15 protein-coding genes are annotated in these 15249 nt (G+C 66.2%); 7 read left to right on the forward strand and 8 right to left on the reverse strand.

The window, feature by feature from the left end:
• The first annotated feature begins 25 nt into the window (after positions 1 to 25).
• Positions 26 to 316 (forward strand): hypothetical protein, encoded by a 291-nt coding sequence (locus tag AC5RUO_RS15405; protein ID WP_494103966.1) that lies wholly within the window; start codon positions 26 to 28, stop codon positions 314 to 316.
• On the opposite strand, the gene AC5RUO_RS15410 is transcribed toward AC5RUO_RS15405, so the two are convergent.
• The 7 genes from AC5RUO_RS15410 to AC5RUO_RS15440 form a co-directional block, all read right to left on the reverse strand.
• Entirely contained in the window at positions 301 to 1050 is a 750-nt protein-coding gene (locus AC5RUO_RS15410; RefSeq protein WP_494011785.1) for a GAF and ANTAR domain-containing protein, read from the reverse strand. The genes AC5RUO_RS15405 and AC5RUO_RS15410 overlap by 16 nt on opposite strands.
• Positions 1051 to 1552: 502 nt before the next feature.
• Entirely contained in the window at positions 1553 to 1993 is a 441-nt protein-coding gene (locus tag AC5RUO_RS15415; RefSeq protein ID WP_494103967.1) for an SRPBCC family protein, read from the reverse strand.
• 52 nt (positions 1994 to 2045) lie between these two features.
• Complete coding sequence (locus tag AC5RUO_RS15420; protein WP_494011786.1) at positions 2046 to 2315, reverse strand: hypothetical protein; 270 nt, start codon at positions 2313 to 2315, stop codon at positions 2046 to 2048.
• 26 nt (positions 2316 to 2341) lie between these two features.
• Positions 2342 to 2833, reverse strand: coding sequence for an RpiB/LacA/LacB family sugar-phosphate isomerase (locus AC5RUO_RS15425; protein WP_494011787.1), 492 nt, complete (start codon positions 2831 to 2833; stop codon positions 2342 to 2344).
• Positions 2830 to 4581 (reverse strand): dihydroxyacetone kinase family protein, encoded by a 1752-nt coding sequence (locus tag AC5RUO_RS15430; protein WP_494011788.1) that lies wholly within the window; start codon positions 4579 to 4581, stop codon positions 2830 to 2832. Before AC5RUO_RS15430 ends, AC5RUO_RS15425 begins: the two co-directional genes overlap by 4 nt.
• A gap of 41 nt (positions 4582 to 4622) precedes the next feature.
• Complete coding sequence (locus AC5RUO_RS15435; protein WP_494011789.1) at positions 4623 to 5396, reverse strand: SDR family NAD(P)-dependent oxidoreductase; 774 nt, start codon at positions 5394 to 5396, stop codon at positions 4623 to 4625.
• A 38-nt stretch (positions 5397 to 5434) separates the two neighbouring features.
• Positions 5435 to 6259 (reverse strand): sugar phosphate isomerase/epimerase family protein, encoded by an 825-nt coding sequence (locus AC5RUO_RS15440; protein WP_494103968.1) that lies wholly within the window; start codon positions 6257 to 6259, stop codon positions 5435 to 5437.
• A gap of 182 nt (positions 6260 to 6441) precedes the next feature.
• Here AC5RUO_RS15440 and AC5RUO_RS15445 point away from each other — a divergent pair, with 182 nt between their 5' ends.
• The 6 genes from AC5RUO_RS15445 to AC5RUO_RS15470 all read left to right on the forward strand — a co-directional run bounded on the left by AC5RUO_RS15445 (position 6442) and on the right by AC5RUO_RS15470 (position 13479).
• Positions 6442 to 7779: an MFS transporter gene (locus tag AC5RUO_RS15445; RefSeq protein WP_494011791.1), complete on the forward strand. Its 1338-nt coding sequence runs from the start codon at positions 6442 to 6444 to the stop codon at positions 7777 to 7779.
• Between the two features lie 35 nt (positions 7780 to 7814).
• On the forward strand, positions 7815 to 8708 hold the full coding sequence (locus tag AC5RUO_RS15450; RefSeq protein WP_494103969.1) for a transketolase: 894 nt from the start codon (positions 7815 to 7817) through the stop codon (positions 8706 to 8708).
• Complete coding sequence (locus AC5RUO_RS15455) at positions 8708 to 9727, forward strand: transketolase family protein (RefSeq protein WP_494103970.1); 1020 nt, start codon at positions 8708 to 8710, stop codon at positions 9725 to 9727. Before AC5RUO_RS15450 ends, AC5RUO_RS15455 begins: the two co-directional genes overlap by 1 nt.
• Before the next feature lie 111 nt (positions 9728 to 9838).
• Positions 9839 to 10498 carry a GntR family transcriptional regulator gene (locus tag AC5RUO_RS15460; RefSeq protein WP_494103971.1) on the forward strand — a complete coding sequence of 220 codons (660 nt, stop codon included), beginning with the start codon at positions 9839 to 9841 and terminating at the stop codon, positions 10496 to 10498.
• A 148-nt stretch (positions 10499 to 10646) separates the two neighbouring features.
• Positions 10647 to 12926, forward strand: a complete 2280-nt coding sequence (gene treS / locus AC5RUO_RS15465) for a maltose alpha-D-glucosyltransferase (protein WP_494011795.1) — start codon at positions 10647 to 10649, stop codon at positions 12924 to 12926.
• Positions 12927 to 13026: 100 nt separating this feature from the next.
• On the forward strand, positions 13027 to 13479 hold the full coding sequence (locus tag AC5RUO_RS15470; RefSeq protein WP_494011796.1) for a DapH/DapD/GlmU-related protein: 453 nt from the start codon (positions 13027 to 13029) through the stop codon (positions 13477 to 13479).
• Between the two features lie 4 nt (positions 13480 to 13483).
• On the opposite strand, the gene AC5RUO_RS15475 is transcribed toward AC5RUO_RS15470, so the two are convergent.
• Positions 13484 to 14998: an MFS transporter gene (locus tag AC5RUO_RS15475; protein WP_494103972.1), complete on the reverse strand. Its 1515-nt coding sequence runs from the start codon at positions 14996 to 14998 to the stop codon at positions 13484 to 13486.
• Between the last annotated feature and the right edge of the window lie 251 nt (positions 14999 to 15249).

Genomic DNA, 15249 nt, shown 5'->3' on the forward strand with positions numbered 1-15249 from the left:
ACCCATCGCAAGTGCAGGAGGGACGATGGATGAGCTGGACCAGCAGGCCCTGACCGGCGCTGTGATCAAGAGGCACAGCCTGGACCTGGGCGAACTGTGGCTGGACTACGTGGCCCTGGGCGGCGAGGCCTCGGAACAGACGATCCGGGACTACGCTGCAGGCGGAGCGGCGCTCCCGGAGAAGGAACGGGACGCACTGTCCCAGGCTGTGAACGAGCACTGCGCCGGTGCGGGCCTTGGGGTGCGGGCGCCGTTCAGCGACTCGCCGCTGGAACAGTTGGATGCCAAGCCGCAGGATCCCTATTCATCGAAATAGGTGAAGGTGTCCGCACCTCCGGCCACGGACGAGATCACGCCGGAGGCAATCTCCCGCAGCTTGATGTTCCGGGTGTTTGACGCCTCCCGCAGCACCTTGAACGCGGCCGCCTGGCCGCAGCGGTTCTGCGCCATGATGGCTCCGGTGGCGAGGTCGATGACCGTCCGTGTCTGCATCGCCGCGCTCAGGCCGTCCTTGGTGTCCTGGAGCCTTGCCATCCGCAAGGCAAGCCTCAGCCCCTTCGAGGCCTGGGCAACAAAGGCCTCAGCAGATGCCGCGCTGCCAGAGCCCGGCTCCTCGGGCTGCGAGGAGTAGAGGGTGAGGAGTCCATGGTCGTCACCGTCGAGGAGCAGCGGGATGCTGACGACAGAGAGGACGCCCTGCCTCCGGCCGGCGAGGACATACTCCGGCCAGCGGTCCTCCTGCCGCAGGTCCGGAACCACCACCGTTTGGGAAAGCCGCGCCGCCGTGGCACCGGGGCTGTCGGCGTAAGCGCCTTCCAGCTGGTTCATCAGCCGGGCCAGGGAACTACTGGCTGCCCTCGCCACCGGCTTCTTGGGGCGGGCCAGGGTGATGTTGCACGCAAGTTCGACGGCCGGCGCGCCAAGCCTCTGTGCCGCATACCCTGCCAGGTTATCGAGCATTTGGGGTACAGGCTGGTTTCCCAGCATCAGGTCCTGCAGGCGCACTGCAACATCGGCGAAAACGGTGCAGTCATAAACGTCGCTGTTCATTGCAAGGCTCCCTTCCGGACACAGTTAGGCCACAGCATCATGGCCGCCCACTGCCGGACGGTACGTTCCACCCTACCCGGGCGGACGCCGTAACGTGTCAATCATGAAACTCGCCACCGGCCCCAGCGGCACAGCAGGCGGCACCACCCTGGCGGTAAACGGCACGGCAACCCCCGCTTCCTTGGCGTTCCTTACGCGAAGACACGGGAGCGGTTCCGCCCCCGGTTCCCGCCGTTTCCTGGCCAGGGGCGCTGGGCTGCACACGGCTGGGCATGCCGGCGTCGGAAGGCCTCTTCCGCCGTGTCATCCTGCAGAGCGGCACCGCCGAACGGTTCCGCACCCCGGAGGACTCGGCCCCCATTGCCCGGGAGTTCCTCGTCAACGGGGCGGAATTTCGCCTATCTCTTCACGTGGCGCAGCCCGGCCATGGGCGGGAAACTCGGCGCGTGCCACGCACGGGATCCGCGCCAGGAGATCCGGCAGTTCTTCGCCGCGAACCAAGTCAGCCGGCAGCCTGAGCGTTGAGGGTGTCCCTGATCCCGTTCAGTGCCGGATCGCGGAGCTGCATGAAGGCAGGCTTGAGCAGCGGCTGGATGATCTTGGCCGGGCCCTTGATGCTGAACTCGGCCGTGTACTTGACGATCGAGCCGGAACCGGACGGGCTCACGTCAACGGAGTCGAAGGCCGTGACGCTCTTGTTCTCGCCGCGGAGCGTGATGTGGTTGTCCGTCAGCTCGATGACCTCGTATTCCAGGGTCTGCCGCTTTCCGCGGAACTCGGACTCCGCGTGGTAGCGGTGGCCCACAGCCACCGGTCCCGGCGTCAGCTTGTCCATCACCGGAGTATTGGGGTCCCACTTGCTGGTGTTTTCGAACTCCTTCATGAAGGCAAAAGCCTTCTCGGCAGACAGGTTGGTTTCCACGCTTCCGGTGACTGTGATCATCACCCCAGTCCAGGAAGGCACCCGCGGCAAGCACACCCCCAATGTGTGCTGGCTACGGACGCGGCAGGGGCACTGGCAGGTAGACGGCAGCCATCTTGTAGCACAGGTTCCCGCCCAGTTCCCGGGGACTGATCCACACCTCGTAACCCTCAGCTGCCGCAAACAGCGCCCTGCCCGCCAAGGCGTCCGCGGCGAGCCATAGCGCCGAGGAATCAGGCATTACGTCATCCACCAGCCCGGCCCGGACCAGCCTGAAGTCCTTCCGGATCTCCACCGGAATCCCCGCCAGGCGGTTCCAGTCGTGGCAGCGCATCCATTTCATGCCGCACTTCCCGTCCGGGTGCCTGGCTAGCAGGCCTCGAAGTCGGTGAGGACTCTGACCTTGCCGGCGGATGACGATGCCGGGTCGAAGGTGTAGCCGATCCACTCTTTGGCGAGCCGGCGCGCGAGCTCAATTCCGACCACCCGCTGGCCCATGGTGAGGACCTGGCAGTCGTTGGACAGGATGGAGCGTTCCACAGAGAACGAGTCGTGTGCTGCCGTTGCCCGGATACCTTCCACCTTGTTGGCCGCGATGGCCACGCCGATTCCGGTGCCGCAGAAGAGGATGGCACGGTCGGCGGCGCCGTCGCGGATCATTTCACCGGCGGTGATCCCCACGTACGGGTACGGCTTGGTGAAGGCGTCCGGCGCGTCGGACAGGTTTACCCCGATATCGATGACTTCCCTGATCCGCGGGTCCACCCGGAGGTCTGCCAGGACCCGGTCCTTGTAATCCACCCCTGCCTCATCAGCACCCACGATGACCCGCAGTCCCATGCTGTTTCCTTCCTTGTTCATGCTTTTGCTCCAACGGTTTCCTGTGCTGCCGGAACGGCAGTGAAATGCGGGCCCATCACGCCGAAGACCATGGCCAGCGATATTGCCCCCGGGTCCGGCGTGCCCAGGCTCTTTTCCGCGAGTGGCCGGGCGCGTCCCTTGAGCGGCAGCAGGTCCGCCGTTGCCGCGGCGGCAGTGGCGGCGTCACGGGCAGCTTCCTGCCAGGCGGCACCGGGATCCGTGCCTTCGCCGATCAGGCGGGCAAGGCTGCCGGCAAACGGAAGCAGCGCGTCCACCATGGTCTTGTCGCCCATCTCGGCCTTGCCCAGGTGGACAATCCGGTCAGCGAACGCGGTCACGCCGGCGGCGAGATCCCGTGCCGAAGGAACAGCCGAATTCCCTACTGTTTCGCCGAACGCACGCAGTCCGGCGCCCCACAGCACGCCGGACGTGCCGCCGGCCTTGTCAGCCCAGGCGTCCCCGGCGGCAGCCAGCACATCGCCGGCCCCGGCGCCGTGGCCGAGCGCAGCGAAGGCAGCCTCGGCGGCGGCATCAACGCCGCGCACCATGCCCCGCCCGTGGTCGCCGTCGCCGGCAATGGCGTCCATGCGGCCCAGCCGCTCCTCTGCCTCGTGCAGCGACGTGCGCGCGGCCTCAATTGCCGCAGCGCACAGGGAGGCGTAGCTGCGGGAGGCATCCGTGGCGGTGAACGCCGCAGAGATCTCGCCGGCGTCTGCCGCTTCTTCCGCGGCGTCCAAACCGGAAACCCGGACGGCGTTTCCGCGGCGGTAGGCCGGGGTCTCGGCCGGGGCAACCCACAGCGGTTCCAGTTCGTCGTCCAGCCAGGTGACGGTGAGTGAAACGCCGGCCATGTCCAGGCTGGTCACCAGCTCTCCCACCTCAGGCATCACCAGCGTGTACCCGGCCGCCCGCAGCAGCGGTGCCACCGTGCCCCAAAGGACAAAAAGCTCTTCATGCTTGGTGGAGCCCAGCCCGTTGAGGATGACGGCAATCCGCTCCCCCGCGCCGGCCGGGGTTTCGGCCAGGACCCGTGACACCAGTTCCTGCCCCAACTCCTTGGCGGACGGCAGGTCCGTGTCATGCAGGCCCGGCTCGCCGTGGATGCCCAGGCCAAGGCCCATTTGTCCTTCAGGCAACGTGAACAGCGGCGACTCGGCGCCCGGGAAGGTGCAGCCGGCAAAGGCGCTGCCGATGGTTCGGGTCAGACCGTTGGCCTTGCGGCCGAGCCGAACCACCTCCGCCAGGTGGTCGCCACGCTCGGCGGCGGCGCCCATCACCTTGAAGACGGGAAAGTCACCGGCGATGCCGCGGCGCTTTCCGGCTTCCGGCGGCGGGGCGCTGGCGATGTCGTCCGTCACCAGCACGTTCTCCACGGCGATGTCCTCGGCGGCCAGCCGTTCGCTGGCCATGCCGAAGTTCATCACGTCGCCGGCGTAGTTGCCGTAGGTGAAGACGACGCCGGCTCCGGACTCGGCGGCCTTGGCCACCGAGTAGGCCTGCTGCGCCGAGGGTGAGGTGAAGATGTTGCCCACCACGGCGCCGTCAGCGAAGCCGGGTCCGACCAGCCCGGCGAAGGCCGGGTAGTGCCCGGAGCCGCCACCCGCGAGCACCGCCACCTTGGGCTGGGCGGGCCGGTACCGGCGGACGGCGCCGCCGGGGACCTGGCGCACCAAGTCGGCATGCACGTCGCAGAAGCCGGCCAGGGCTTCCTCGGCGAAGTCGGAGGGGTCGTTGAAGATCTTTGTCATGGTGGGCTCTCTGGCGTCCGGAAGTTTCGCTGGCAGGGCTGTTAGTGCATGTGGCTTCCGCCGTTGATGTCGATGGTGGTGCCGGTGAGGTAGGCGGAGTCCTCGGAGGAGAGGAAGGTGATGACGGCTGCAACCTCTTCGGTGGTGGCGTTTCGGCCCAGCGGGATGCCGGCGTTGATGGCGGCTTCCTGTTCCTCGGTGCTGCCCACGCGGATGTTGGTGTCCACGGCGCCCGGGGTGATGGCGTTGACGGTGACGCCGGTGGTGCCCAGTTCGCGCGCCAGGGCCTTGGTGAAGCCGAGGATGGCGGCCTTTGCGGCGGAGTAGGGAACCTTGCCGAAGACGCCGCCGCCGCGCTGGGCGGAGACGGAGGACATGTTCACGATGCGGCCCCAGCCGTTCTCGATCATGTCCGGCAGGAAGGCCTTGGTGACCAGGTAGGTGCCGGTGGCATTGACGTCCATGACCTTGTGCCACAGCTCGAGGGTGGTCTCCAGGAACGGCACGGGCGAGGTGATGCCGGCGATGTTGGCCAGGGCGCCCACAACGGGGAGATTGCCCGCGGCGACTTCGGTGGCGACGGCTGCGTGGGCGGCGGTGACGGAGGCTTCGTTGGCGACGTCGATCTCGTGGCCGAAGGCGGGAACGTTGAATTCGTTGCCGATCTCGGCGGCGACCTTGGCGGACTTCTCGCCGTCGAGGTCCAGGATCACCACCGCCCAGCCCTGGCTGGCGTAGCGGCGAGCGGTGGTGAGGCCGATGCCCCGGTCCGAGGTTGCCCCGGTGAGGACGGCGGTGCGCTGGATGGTGCTCATGGTGGTACTCCTTGTGGCTGGTGGGGAGAGTTTGTGTCTTAGAGAAGGTCCGTGATGAAGCTGGCCGCTTTCGCTGCTGCGGCCGGGCGTTCGTCGTGCGTGACGTCCCGCGTCTCGAGTTCGAGCGAGTAGTGGCCGGTGTAGCCGTCCGCGGCGAGCCGCCTTAGGCCGCCGGCGAAGTCGGCAACGCCGTTGCCGATGCTGAGGTTGATGTTTCCCGGGACGGCGTCGCGCAGGTGGACGTGGCTGATACGGCCGCGGTGCCGGTCCAGGTAGGCCTGGATGTCTTCGCCGGCGGCCGTGATGTGGCTGAAGTCCATCACGATTCCGACGCCGGTTCCCGCCAGCCGGTCGGCCAGCAGTCCGGCGCGCTCCAGGTTCCAGCAGAACCGGAGGAAGTGCAGCGATTCGGTCCAAAGTTCGACGCCGAACTCCGCCGCCCGCTGTCCGGCGCTGATGAGCTGGGCGGCAATGAGGTCAAGGTCCTCGTCGACGCTGCGCACCGGGTTGTGGTCCAGCGCGCCGCATGGCAGGACGAGGGCCTTGGCACCGGTGTTGGCCGCCAGGGTGAGCAGGGCATCGAGGTGCCGCTGCCGCGCTGCCCGCCCGTCGCCGTCGAGCACGGCGTTCAGGTCCCCGATGTCACCGTTCACGGAACGCACCCGGAGGCCGGACGCCTGGACGGTTGCCGAGACCACCTCGACGGCGGCCGCGTCCAGCTGATAGGGGACGTGGTCGCACACCCCGGGCAGGGCGCCCAGGTCGATCTCCTCGAACCCCAGTCCGCCCATGGTGCGCAGCGCGGTGGCGAGCTCCTGGTGCCTAAAGCTGATGGATGAGCAGCCGAGTCTGGAATGGAACATCGTTGATCCCTTGGTTCTTGCAGTAGTGATGCCGACCACAGTAACCGGGTTCAATGTTAACAGTCAACCTCTGAAGTTAACTGTTGACATTGAGCATGACGCGAGTCACACTGGGGTCTATCATTTGTTAACCGTCGACAGCGGCGTCTCCCCCTTCAGCCGCTCTCCGAAAGGGAACCACCATGAGCAAAGATGCTCTGAACATGCGCGGTCCGGTTCACGGAACCAAGGACGCCAAGCGCGTTGCCATTGGCTCCGGTGTGGGTGCCGTCATTGAGACCTATGACTTCATTGGTTTCGGCACCGCCGCTGCGCTGTACTTCGGCACTGCCTTCTTCCCCACCGGTGACCCGGTCACCGGCACGCTGGCCGCCTTCGCCACGCTGGGCGTCGGCTTCGCAGCCCGCCCCTTGGGCGGCATCATCGGCGGCCACCTCGGTGACAAGGTAGGCCGCAAGCCCGTGCTGGTCACATCGCTGATCCTCATGGGTGTGGCCACCTTCCTGATCGGCCTGCTGCCCACTTACAGCCAAGTGGGCCTGCTGGCCCCGGCGCTGCTGGTATTCGTCCGCATCGTCCAGGGCCTAGCCTTCGGAGCCGAATGGGGCGGCGCGATCCTGATGAGCTACGAGCATGCACCGTGGAAGGCCAAGGGCAAGTACACCGGCATCGTCCAGGCCGGCTTCCCGGTGGGCCTGCTGCTGGCCAACCTGGTCTTCCTCGTCAGCGTGAACCTGGGCGGCGAGCTCGCCTGGCGCGTTCCGTTCCTGGCCAGCATCGTGCTGGTGGTGGTAGGCCTGGTCATCCGCTCCAAGGTGCCCGAGTCCCCGGTCTTCGACGAGGTCAAGGACAGCGGCGACATCGTGAAGTCACCTATCGTGGAGGTCATCAAGACCGACTGGCGCAACATCGTGAAGGGCATTGGCCTCCGTGTCGCTGAAACTGCCGGCTACGCCGTATCCATCACGTACATGATTTCCTACCTGCACACCGAGCAGCTGGCCGACAAGACCCAGACCCTCGTGGCCCTCTGCGTCGCATCCTTCATCGGCATCTTCGCCACGGCCGCCTGGGCCCGCCTAACGGACAAGATCGGGCGCCGCCCCGTATACGTCTGGTCCTGCGCCTTCGCCGTCCTGTTCGCAGTGCCCATGTTCCTGATGGTCAACACCGGCCTCTTCATTGCCATCATCGCAACGATCGCCATCTCCTACGCCGTCTGCCAGAACTCCCTCGCCGGTGCCCAGGGTGCCTGGTTCCCGGAGCTCTTCCAGGCCAAGACCCGCGCCTCCGGCGCCAGCCTGGCCTACCAGATCTCCGCCATGGTCTCGGGGTTCACGCCCTTCGTCACCACCCTGCTGTTCGTCAGCTTCGGCTGGATGGGCCCGGCACTGCTGTTCGGCACCTACGCGGCAATCGGCCTGTGGGCCGCCGTCGCCACCCGGGAAACGTGGGGCAAGCGGGAGCGGCAGCTGGCCGATGAAGCCACCAAAAGCACGCCCAACACCGTAAGCGTCTAATGACCGCCACGCATGAAACAACAACGGAGTCAGCAATGCCAACACAGACCGTCGAGGAACCCACCACGCAGGACGGCGTGTCCCCGGACCGGATCGCGAAGGTCAGCGCAGCCGCGTACCGGATCCGGCACCACGCCCTGAACATGGGTGAGGTGCAGGGCCAAGGCTATGTTGGTCAGGCCCTGGGCGCAGCGGACATGCTCGCCACCGTCTACGGCGACCAGCTCCGCTTCCGCGCCGAAGATCCGCACTGGGAGGCCCGGGACCGGTTCCTGCTCTCCACCGGCCACTACGCCATCGGCCACTACGCCGCCCTCGCCGAGGCGGGGATTGTCCCGGTGGAGGAGCTCGAAACCTACGGCTCGGACGACTCCCGGCTGCCGATGTCCGGCATGTCCACCTACACCCCCGGCATGGAAATCTCCGGCGGTTCCCTGGGCCACGGCCTGACCATCGCCGTCGGCATGGCCCTGGGACTGCGCTACCAGGGCTCCGGTTCGCGCGTGTTCAACTTCCTTTCCGACGGCGAACTGGACGAGGGCTCCACCTGGGAAGCGGCGATGGGCGCCCACCATCACCAGCTGGGCAACCTCACCGCGATGGTGGACATCAACGCCCTGCAGGCCGACGGCAAGACGGACACCGTCCTTCGCACCGAACCGGTTACCGAGAAGTGGGAATCTTTCGGCTGGTACACCCAGCGGGTGGACGGCAACGACGTCGCCGCCCTCCTGGCCGCCTTCGACAACGCAGCCGCCCAGGCCGCCGCCGTCGGACGCCCTTCCGTGATCCTCTGCGACACGAAGGTGGGCCGCGGCGTGCCGCTGCTCGAGAACCGCGAGAAGGCGCACTTCATGCGCATCGAAGAGAACGAATGGCAGACCTGCCGCGAGCAGCTCACTGCCGGATACGAAGGAAAGACTGCCTGATGAGCACCACCACCGAGGCCCCGAACACCACAGCAGCCACCAAGCCGAAGCTGAAGACCTCGGCCATGATCGCGTCCTTCGCCGATCCCGGCCAGAAGACCGCATCCGCGCCGTTCGGGCACGCCCTGGTCAAGGCCGCGCAGGAAAACGACAAGATCGTTGGCCTCACCGCGGACCTGGGCAAATACACGGACATGCACATCTTCGCAAAGGCCTTCCCGGAGCGGTTCTTCCAGATGGGCATGGCCGAGCAGCTGCTCTTCGGTGCAGCCGCCGGCCTGGCCGAAACCGGGCTGGTACCGTTCGCATCCACCTACTCCGTGTTCGCCGCGCGCCGCGCCTACGACTTCCTTTGCCTGGACGCCGCGGAACCGAACCTTAACGTCAACATCGTGGGCGGCCTGCCCGGCCTGACCACCGGGTACGGCCCAAGCCACCAGGCCACCGAGGACATGGCGATCTTCCGAGGCATGCCCAACCTGACCATCGTGGACCCCTGCGACTCCGTGGACATCGAGCAGGCGGTGCCCCAGCTAGCAGCTTCCGAGGGCCCCACCTACCTGCGGCTGCTGCGCGGCAACGTGCCCACCGTCCTGGATGAGTACGACTACACGTTCGAACTCGGCAAGGCCAAGGTGCTGCGCGGCGGCAACGACGTCGTGTTCCTTTCCTCCGGCCTGATGACCATGCGTGCCCTGCAGGCCGCTAAGGCCCTCGCGGCACACAACGTGGACGTCGCCGTCGTTCACACCCCCACCATCAAGCCGTTCGACGCCGAAACCGTGCTCAAGGAAATCAACACCGACCGGCTCGCCGTCACCCTGGAAAACCACTCCGTGGTGGGCGGCCTCTTTGAAACGGTTGCATCCGCCGTCGTCACCGCAGGACTCGGCAAGCGCGTGGTACCCGTAGCGCTGCCGGACCAGTTCCTCGACGCCGGCGCGCTGCCCACCCTGCACGACCGCTACGGCCTGGCCACCGACCGCATCGTTGCGAAGGTACTCGCCGAACTCGGCTGAGTTGCAATTGCAGAAAGCACGGCTCTGGTCCAGGCAGGAGCCGTGCTTTCTGCCGTACTATCGAAACTACCGACTGTAAACAGTCAACCTCCAACATTGAGGACAGAGGCCATGGCCGGACTGACCGCCCCGCTGCTGGGACTGCAAAAGAAGAGCCTGCGCGAGCAGGCACTCTCGGCTTTGAGGACCGCCATCACCAGCGGTGAACTGGAACCCGGGCGGCACCTGGTGGAAACCGAGCTGTCCGAGATGCTGCAGATCAGCCGCGGCACCCTCCGCGAAGCCCTCCGCCAGCTGGAGCAGGAAGGCCTGGTGTCCGCCGGCCTCCGCGGCCGGCTCTCCGTCCGTCACCTGGACGAAAAGGAAATCCGCGACATTTACGCGGTCCGCGCCGCCCTGGAGTCCCTCGCCGCCCGGACCCTGTGCGAACTGCCTGACCGGCAGCAGGTCACCGACTCCCTGCACCAGGCCATCGACGCGATGGGGGCCGCCGCCGGCGGAACGCTTGAGGAACGGATCGAGTCGGACCTCGAGTTCCACCGCACCCTCTGCCGGCTGACCGGCAATGAGACACTCCTGCATTCTTGGGAGTCCCTGGAGGGCTCCATCCGGATGTCCATCATGTTCGCCGGGCTGGAAAAGGGCGTCAGCAACATGAGCGTGGACCGGCACCGGGACATCGTCGCCGCCATCGACACCGGTGACGCCGCCCTGGCCAGGAAAACCATCCTCGAGCACATGGACACGGCGGCCGCCAACCTCGTCTCCTAGCTGGCGCAGGCCTGGTGTACCGGCGTCTTTTTTGCCACCGGCGGCTCCATACGCGCGAATACTCCACGTCCACTGGGGTACGTTGGCAGGAGCAGGGTGACCTGGAATGATGCCCAGGGACCACGGGAACAACCTGTAGGAGGAATCTATGCGGGAAGTCAGTGCCAGCGACGGTTTTCTTGAATCGGACACCATTGCCGGCGAGGATGAACAGGCAGTTCCGGCCGAGGCCGAACCGGCAGTAGAGCCGGAAATCACCTACGACGAACAGTTCTACCCCGCCCGGCCCAAGGCGCTCAGGCCGATTGCCCGCCGGAGGCAGTACCTCGCCACCCGGCCGTCCTTCGAGTTCGACGGCCGCAACGCCGCCTACGTGGAGTGGCTGCGGAACCAGGCCATGCTCGGCGACGCCAACACCCTGGCCCGGCAGCTCTCCGGGCAGGCCAGCATGTGGCAGAACTCCTATGCGCACCCGAACCCGCGCGCCGCCGTCGAGCGTGCGCCGGTGTGGTTCACCGCCTATCCGCTGTCCTTTATCACGCGGCCCAGCGAATCCTTCCTCAGCGCCCTCGGCGACAAGAGCATGTGGGACGCCTTCAGCGAGATCGGCATCCGGGCCATCCACACCGGGCCGGTCAAGCTGGCCGGCGGCATCAGCGGCTGGACCCAGACGCCCAGCGTGGACGGCCACTTCGACCGCATCAGCATGGCCATCGACCCCGTCTTTGGGACGGAGGAGGAATTCCGCCGGATGTGCGAGGTGGCCTCGGACCACGGCGGCACCATCATTGACGACATCGTGCCGGGCCACACCGGCAAGGGCGCGGACTTCCGCCTCGCCGAAATGAACTTCCGGGACTACCCCGGGATCTACCACATGGTGGACATCCCCGAGGAGGACTGGCACCTGCTGCCGGACGTCCCCGACGGGCAGGACTCGGTTAACCTCAGCCCGGAATCCGAGCAGGCACTGCAGAAGGCCGGGTACATCATCGGCCGGCTGCAGCGGGTGATCTTCTACGAGCCCGGGGTCAAGGAAACCAACTGGAGCGCCACCCGGCCGGTAGTGGACACCACGGGCAAGACCCGCCGCTGGGTCTACCTGCACTACTTCAAAGCCGGCCAACCGTCCATCAACTGGCTGGACCCCACCTTCGCCGGGATGCGCCTGGTAGTCGGCGATGCCCTGCACTCGCTCCTTGACTTGGGCACCGGCGCGCTGCGGCTGGATGCCAACGGCTTCCTGGGCGTTGAAAAGAGCGCCGAGGAACAGCCCGGCTGGTCCGAGGGACACCCGCTGTCCGAGGCCGCCAACCAGCTCATTGGCTCCATGATCCGCAAGGTGGGCGGGTTCTCCTTCCAGGAGCTGAACCTGACCATCGACGACATCAAGGCAACATCCGAAGCCGGCCCTGACCTGTCCTACGACTTCATCACCAGGCCCGCGTACCACTACGCGCTGGTCACCGCAGATACCGAGCTGCTGCGGCTGACGCTCCGGCTGTCCATGGAAATCGGCGTTGACCAGGCGTCGCTGGTCCACGCGCTGCAGAACCATGACGAACTCACCTATGAGCTGATGCACTTCGCCTCGGGCCACCGGGACGAGATGTTCGAGCTTGCCGGCGAGGAGCTCACGGGCGCCGAGCTGGCCGAGAAAGTCCAGCAGACCATGCGCGAGCGCCTGACCGGGGAGAACGGCCCGTACAACGCGGTGTTCACCACCAACGGCATCGCCTGCACCACGGTGAGCTTCATCATGGCGGCGCTGGGGATCCGGGATCCGGAGGCGATCACGCCGGAGCAGGAGGCAAAGGTACGGGACGCCCACATCCTGCTGGCGATGTACAACGCCCTGCAGCCAGGCGTCTTTGCGCTGTCCGGCTGGGACATTGCCGGGATCACCGCCCTTGACCGGGAGAGCGTTGCCGAGCTGACCGCGCAGGGCGATACCCGCTGGATCAACCGCGGCGCCCACGACATCATGGGCACCAGCCCGGACGCGAAGTCTTCGTCGTCGGGCATGCCGCGGGCACGCAGCCTGTACGGCGCGCTGCCGGAGCAGCTGCAGGACTCCAACTCGTTCGCCCGGCGGCTCCAGCGTGTCCTGGCTGTCCGGGAGGAGCACGGCATCGCCACGGGCACACTTGTCGATGTCCCCGATGTGTCCCACCGCGGCCTGCTGGTCCAGGTCATCAGGCTGGGAAGCGGCGCGCTTGAGGTCACAGTGCTCAACTTCTCCGACCAGGACGTGGCCGGCAGCATCCAGTCGAGCCACCTGGTGCCCGGCTCCACGGTGCAGGACCTGTTCAGCGGCGAGGCCATCGGCCAGGTGGATGATCTGTGCAGCTTCTTCCTGGAAGTGCCGGCATTCCAGGGCACGGCGCTGCTGCTGACGGAAGCAGAGGCGGACGCGGCAGGCAATTAGCGCCGTCGCCGAGGCGCTTACAGGGCCCGCGGGAATCTGTTTGGGTTCCGGACCGTTAACTGACTGTACGGTAAGTTACCGCACGGTACTGAGGGATTTCATGAACGCGAAGTTTGAATCAGTTGAGGACGACGCCGGCAAAGTCACCCGCTACGTCCGGCGCGTCAACGGTGGCGGCCTGGTGGCTCCAGGCGCCACGGTTGGCGACAGCACCCGCATCGGCTCCATGACCTATGTCGAGAACGGCGCACGGATCGGACACGGGTGCCGGATCGGGCACGGCAGCTGGATTGACCGTGACGCGACCATCGGCGACCGGACGGTGATCGGCGATGGCGTGCGCATCGGACGCGGCACGGTCATCGGAAACCGCGTGCACATTGGCAGCCACTCACGCATTGGATCCAGCGTGCTGATCGAGCACGGTGTCCACCTTGAAGCGGACGCCACCGTGGCGGACGGCGAGCAGGTGCTGATTGATGCCCGCACGCCGGCCGCAACTCGGGCAAAGCACCGGCCGCACCGCAGGAGCAAGGGCAGGATCGCCGCCTGATGCGCTAGCGAACGGCGGCCGGCTCTGACAGTGCCGGAACGGGGGTCAGCATCATGGTGGAGGTGTCGATCCGCTCATCGCTGTCCTGGTCCGCCGCCAGCTTTTCCGCCTCGTTATGGCTGGTAACCACGGGCACCGAGCCCAGGAGGGGGCGTGCTGCCGTCTCGCGCATCTTCAGCAGGGCAACCAGCGCCACCGCGGAAAAGAACATCACATAGAAGGCCGGGGCGTACAGGTTGCCCGTAGTCTCAACCAGGATCTGGCTGACCAGGGGCGTGGTGCCGCCGAAGATGGATATGGAGAGGTTGTGGGTGACGCCCACTGAGCCGAACCTCGAGGCGGTGGGAAACAGCTCGGACATGACCGCGGCGGTCAGCGCCAGGAAAAAGGCGCACGGCAGCGCGACCAGGAACATGGCCAGGTAGATCGACCAGAGCGTCCCCAGTTGCATCAGCGCGAAGGCCGGGACCAGCAGAACGAGGTTGCCGATGGTCGCCATGGCATAAATGGGGCGCCGGCCGATGCGGTCGGACAAACGCGCCACAAGCGGAATCATGGCGGCCAGGAGGACCAGCACGACTACCGCGGCGATGGCGGTGTGCACGGCATCCGATCCGATCTGGGTTTCCAGGTAGGTGGGCATGTAGCTCGTGAGCATGTAGCCGGAGCTGCCGTCGGCGGCAATCAGGGCACAGCCGATAAGGATTTGCGGCCAGTAGTGCTTGATGATGTTTGGCAGGTTGTGCCGGACGAAAATGGGGTCGACGTCCTGGGTACCGGCTTTCACGTGGGCCACTTCGAAGCTCGGCGATTCGGGCAGGCGGCTACGGAGGGCGATCGCCACGATGCCCAGGGGCAGGGCGATCAGGAACGGGATCCTCCAGCCGCCGTCCAGCATGGCGGAACTGCCCCAGACGGACGTGGTGACGGCCGTGGTGACCGCCACCATGCTTGCGCCCGCCGCGAAGCCCAGCATTGATCCCGAGTTCAACAGCGAGGTCATGATGCCCCGGTCCTTGTCCGGGGAGAACTCGGCGATGTACGTGGCGGCACCGGAGTACTCGCCGCCGGTGGAGAACCCTTGGAGCATCTTCAGCAGGTAGAGGGGAATGATGACCCACAGGCCCACCTGGCCTGCAGTGGGCAGCAGCCCGATTCCGGTGGTGGCGACGGCCATGATGGCCATCGTGGCAAAGAGCACCTTGCGGCGGCCGATCCTGTCGCCGAGCGGGCCGAGGATCATTCCGCCGAGGGGACGGACGATGAACGAGACCGCGAAACCCAGCAGCGTGACAAGCAGCCCCATGCGCTCGTCCATACCCTCCGTGAAGACGGAGGTCATGGTTACTGCGAGATAGCCGTAGACGCCGATGTCATACCACTCGATGAAGTTACCGACGCCGGCACCTACCTGTGCCTTCCGCAGATCGCCCTTATCAACGACGATGCAGTCTTCCGCCCTCAGCCTGCGGGCAGTTTTTGGGCGCACGGAGCGCTGTTCTTTGGACTGTTCGAACATCTTCGTCCTGTCTATGTACCGGATGACGGATCGGCAGGAGTACCGGCGGTCACACCGGAATCCCCTAGGGGAGGTTGGTAAGTATTCTGCCAGAAAGGCAACGGCAGTTCGGCCTCCCTGGCAGCCAGGATGTGATCTAAGCCTCCAAGTTCCGCGTAGTTAGTCCGCCTCAGGGCTGTTGCAATAGAAGCAACTGCTCGCGTAATAATCACCGTTTTCGGGGTTACTGGGCCTTCGGTGCGCTCCAAATC

The sequence above is a fragment of the Arthrobacter sp. Y3221087 genome, assembly GCF_059089905.1.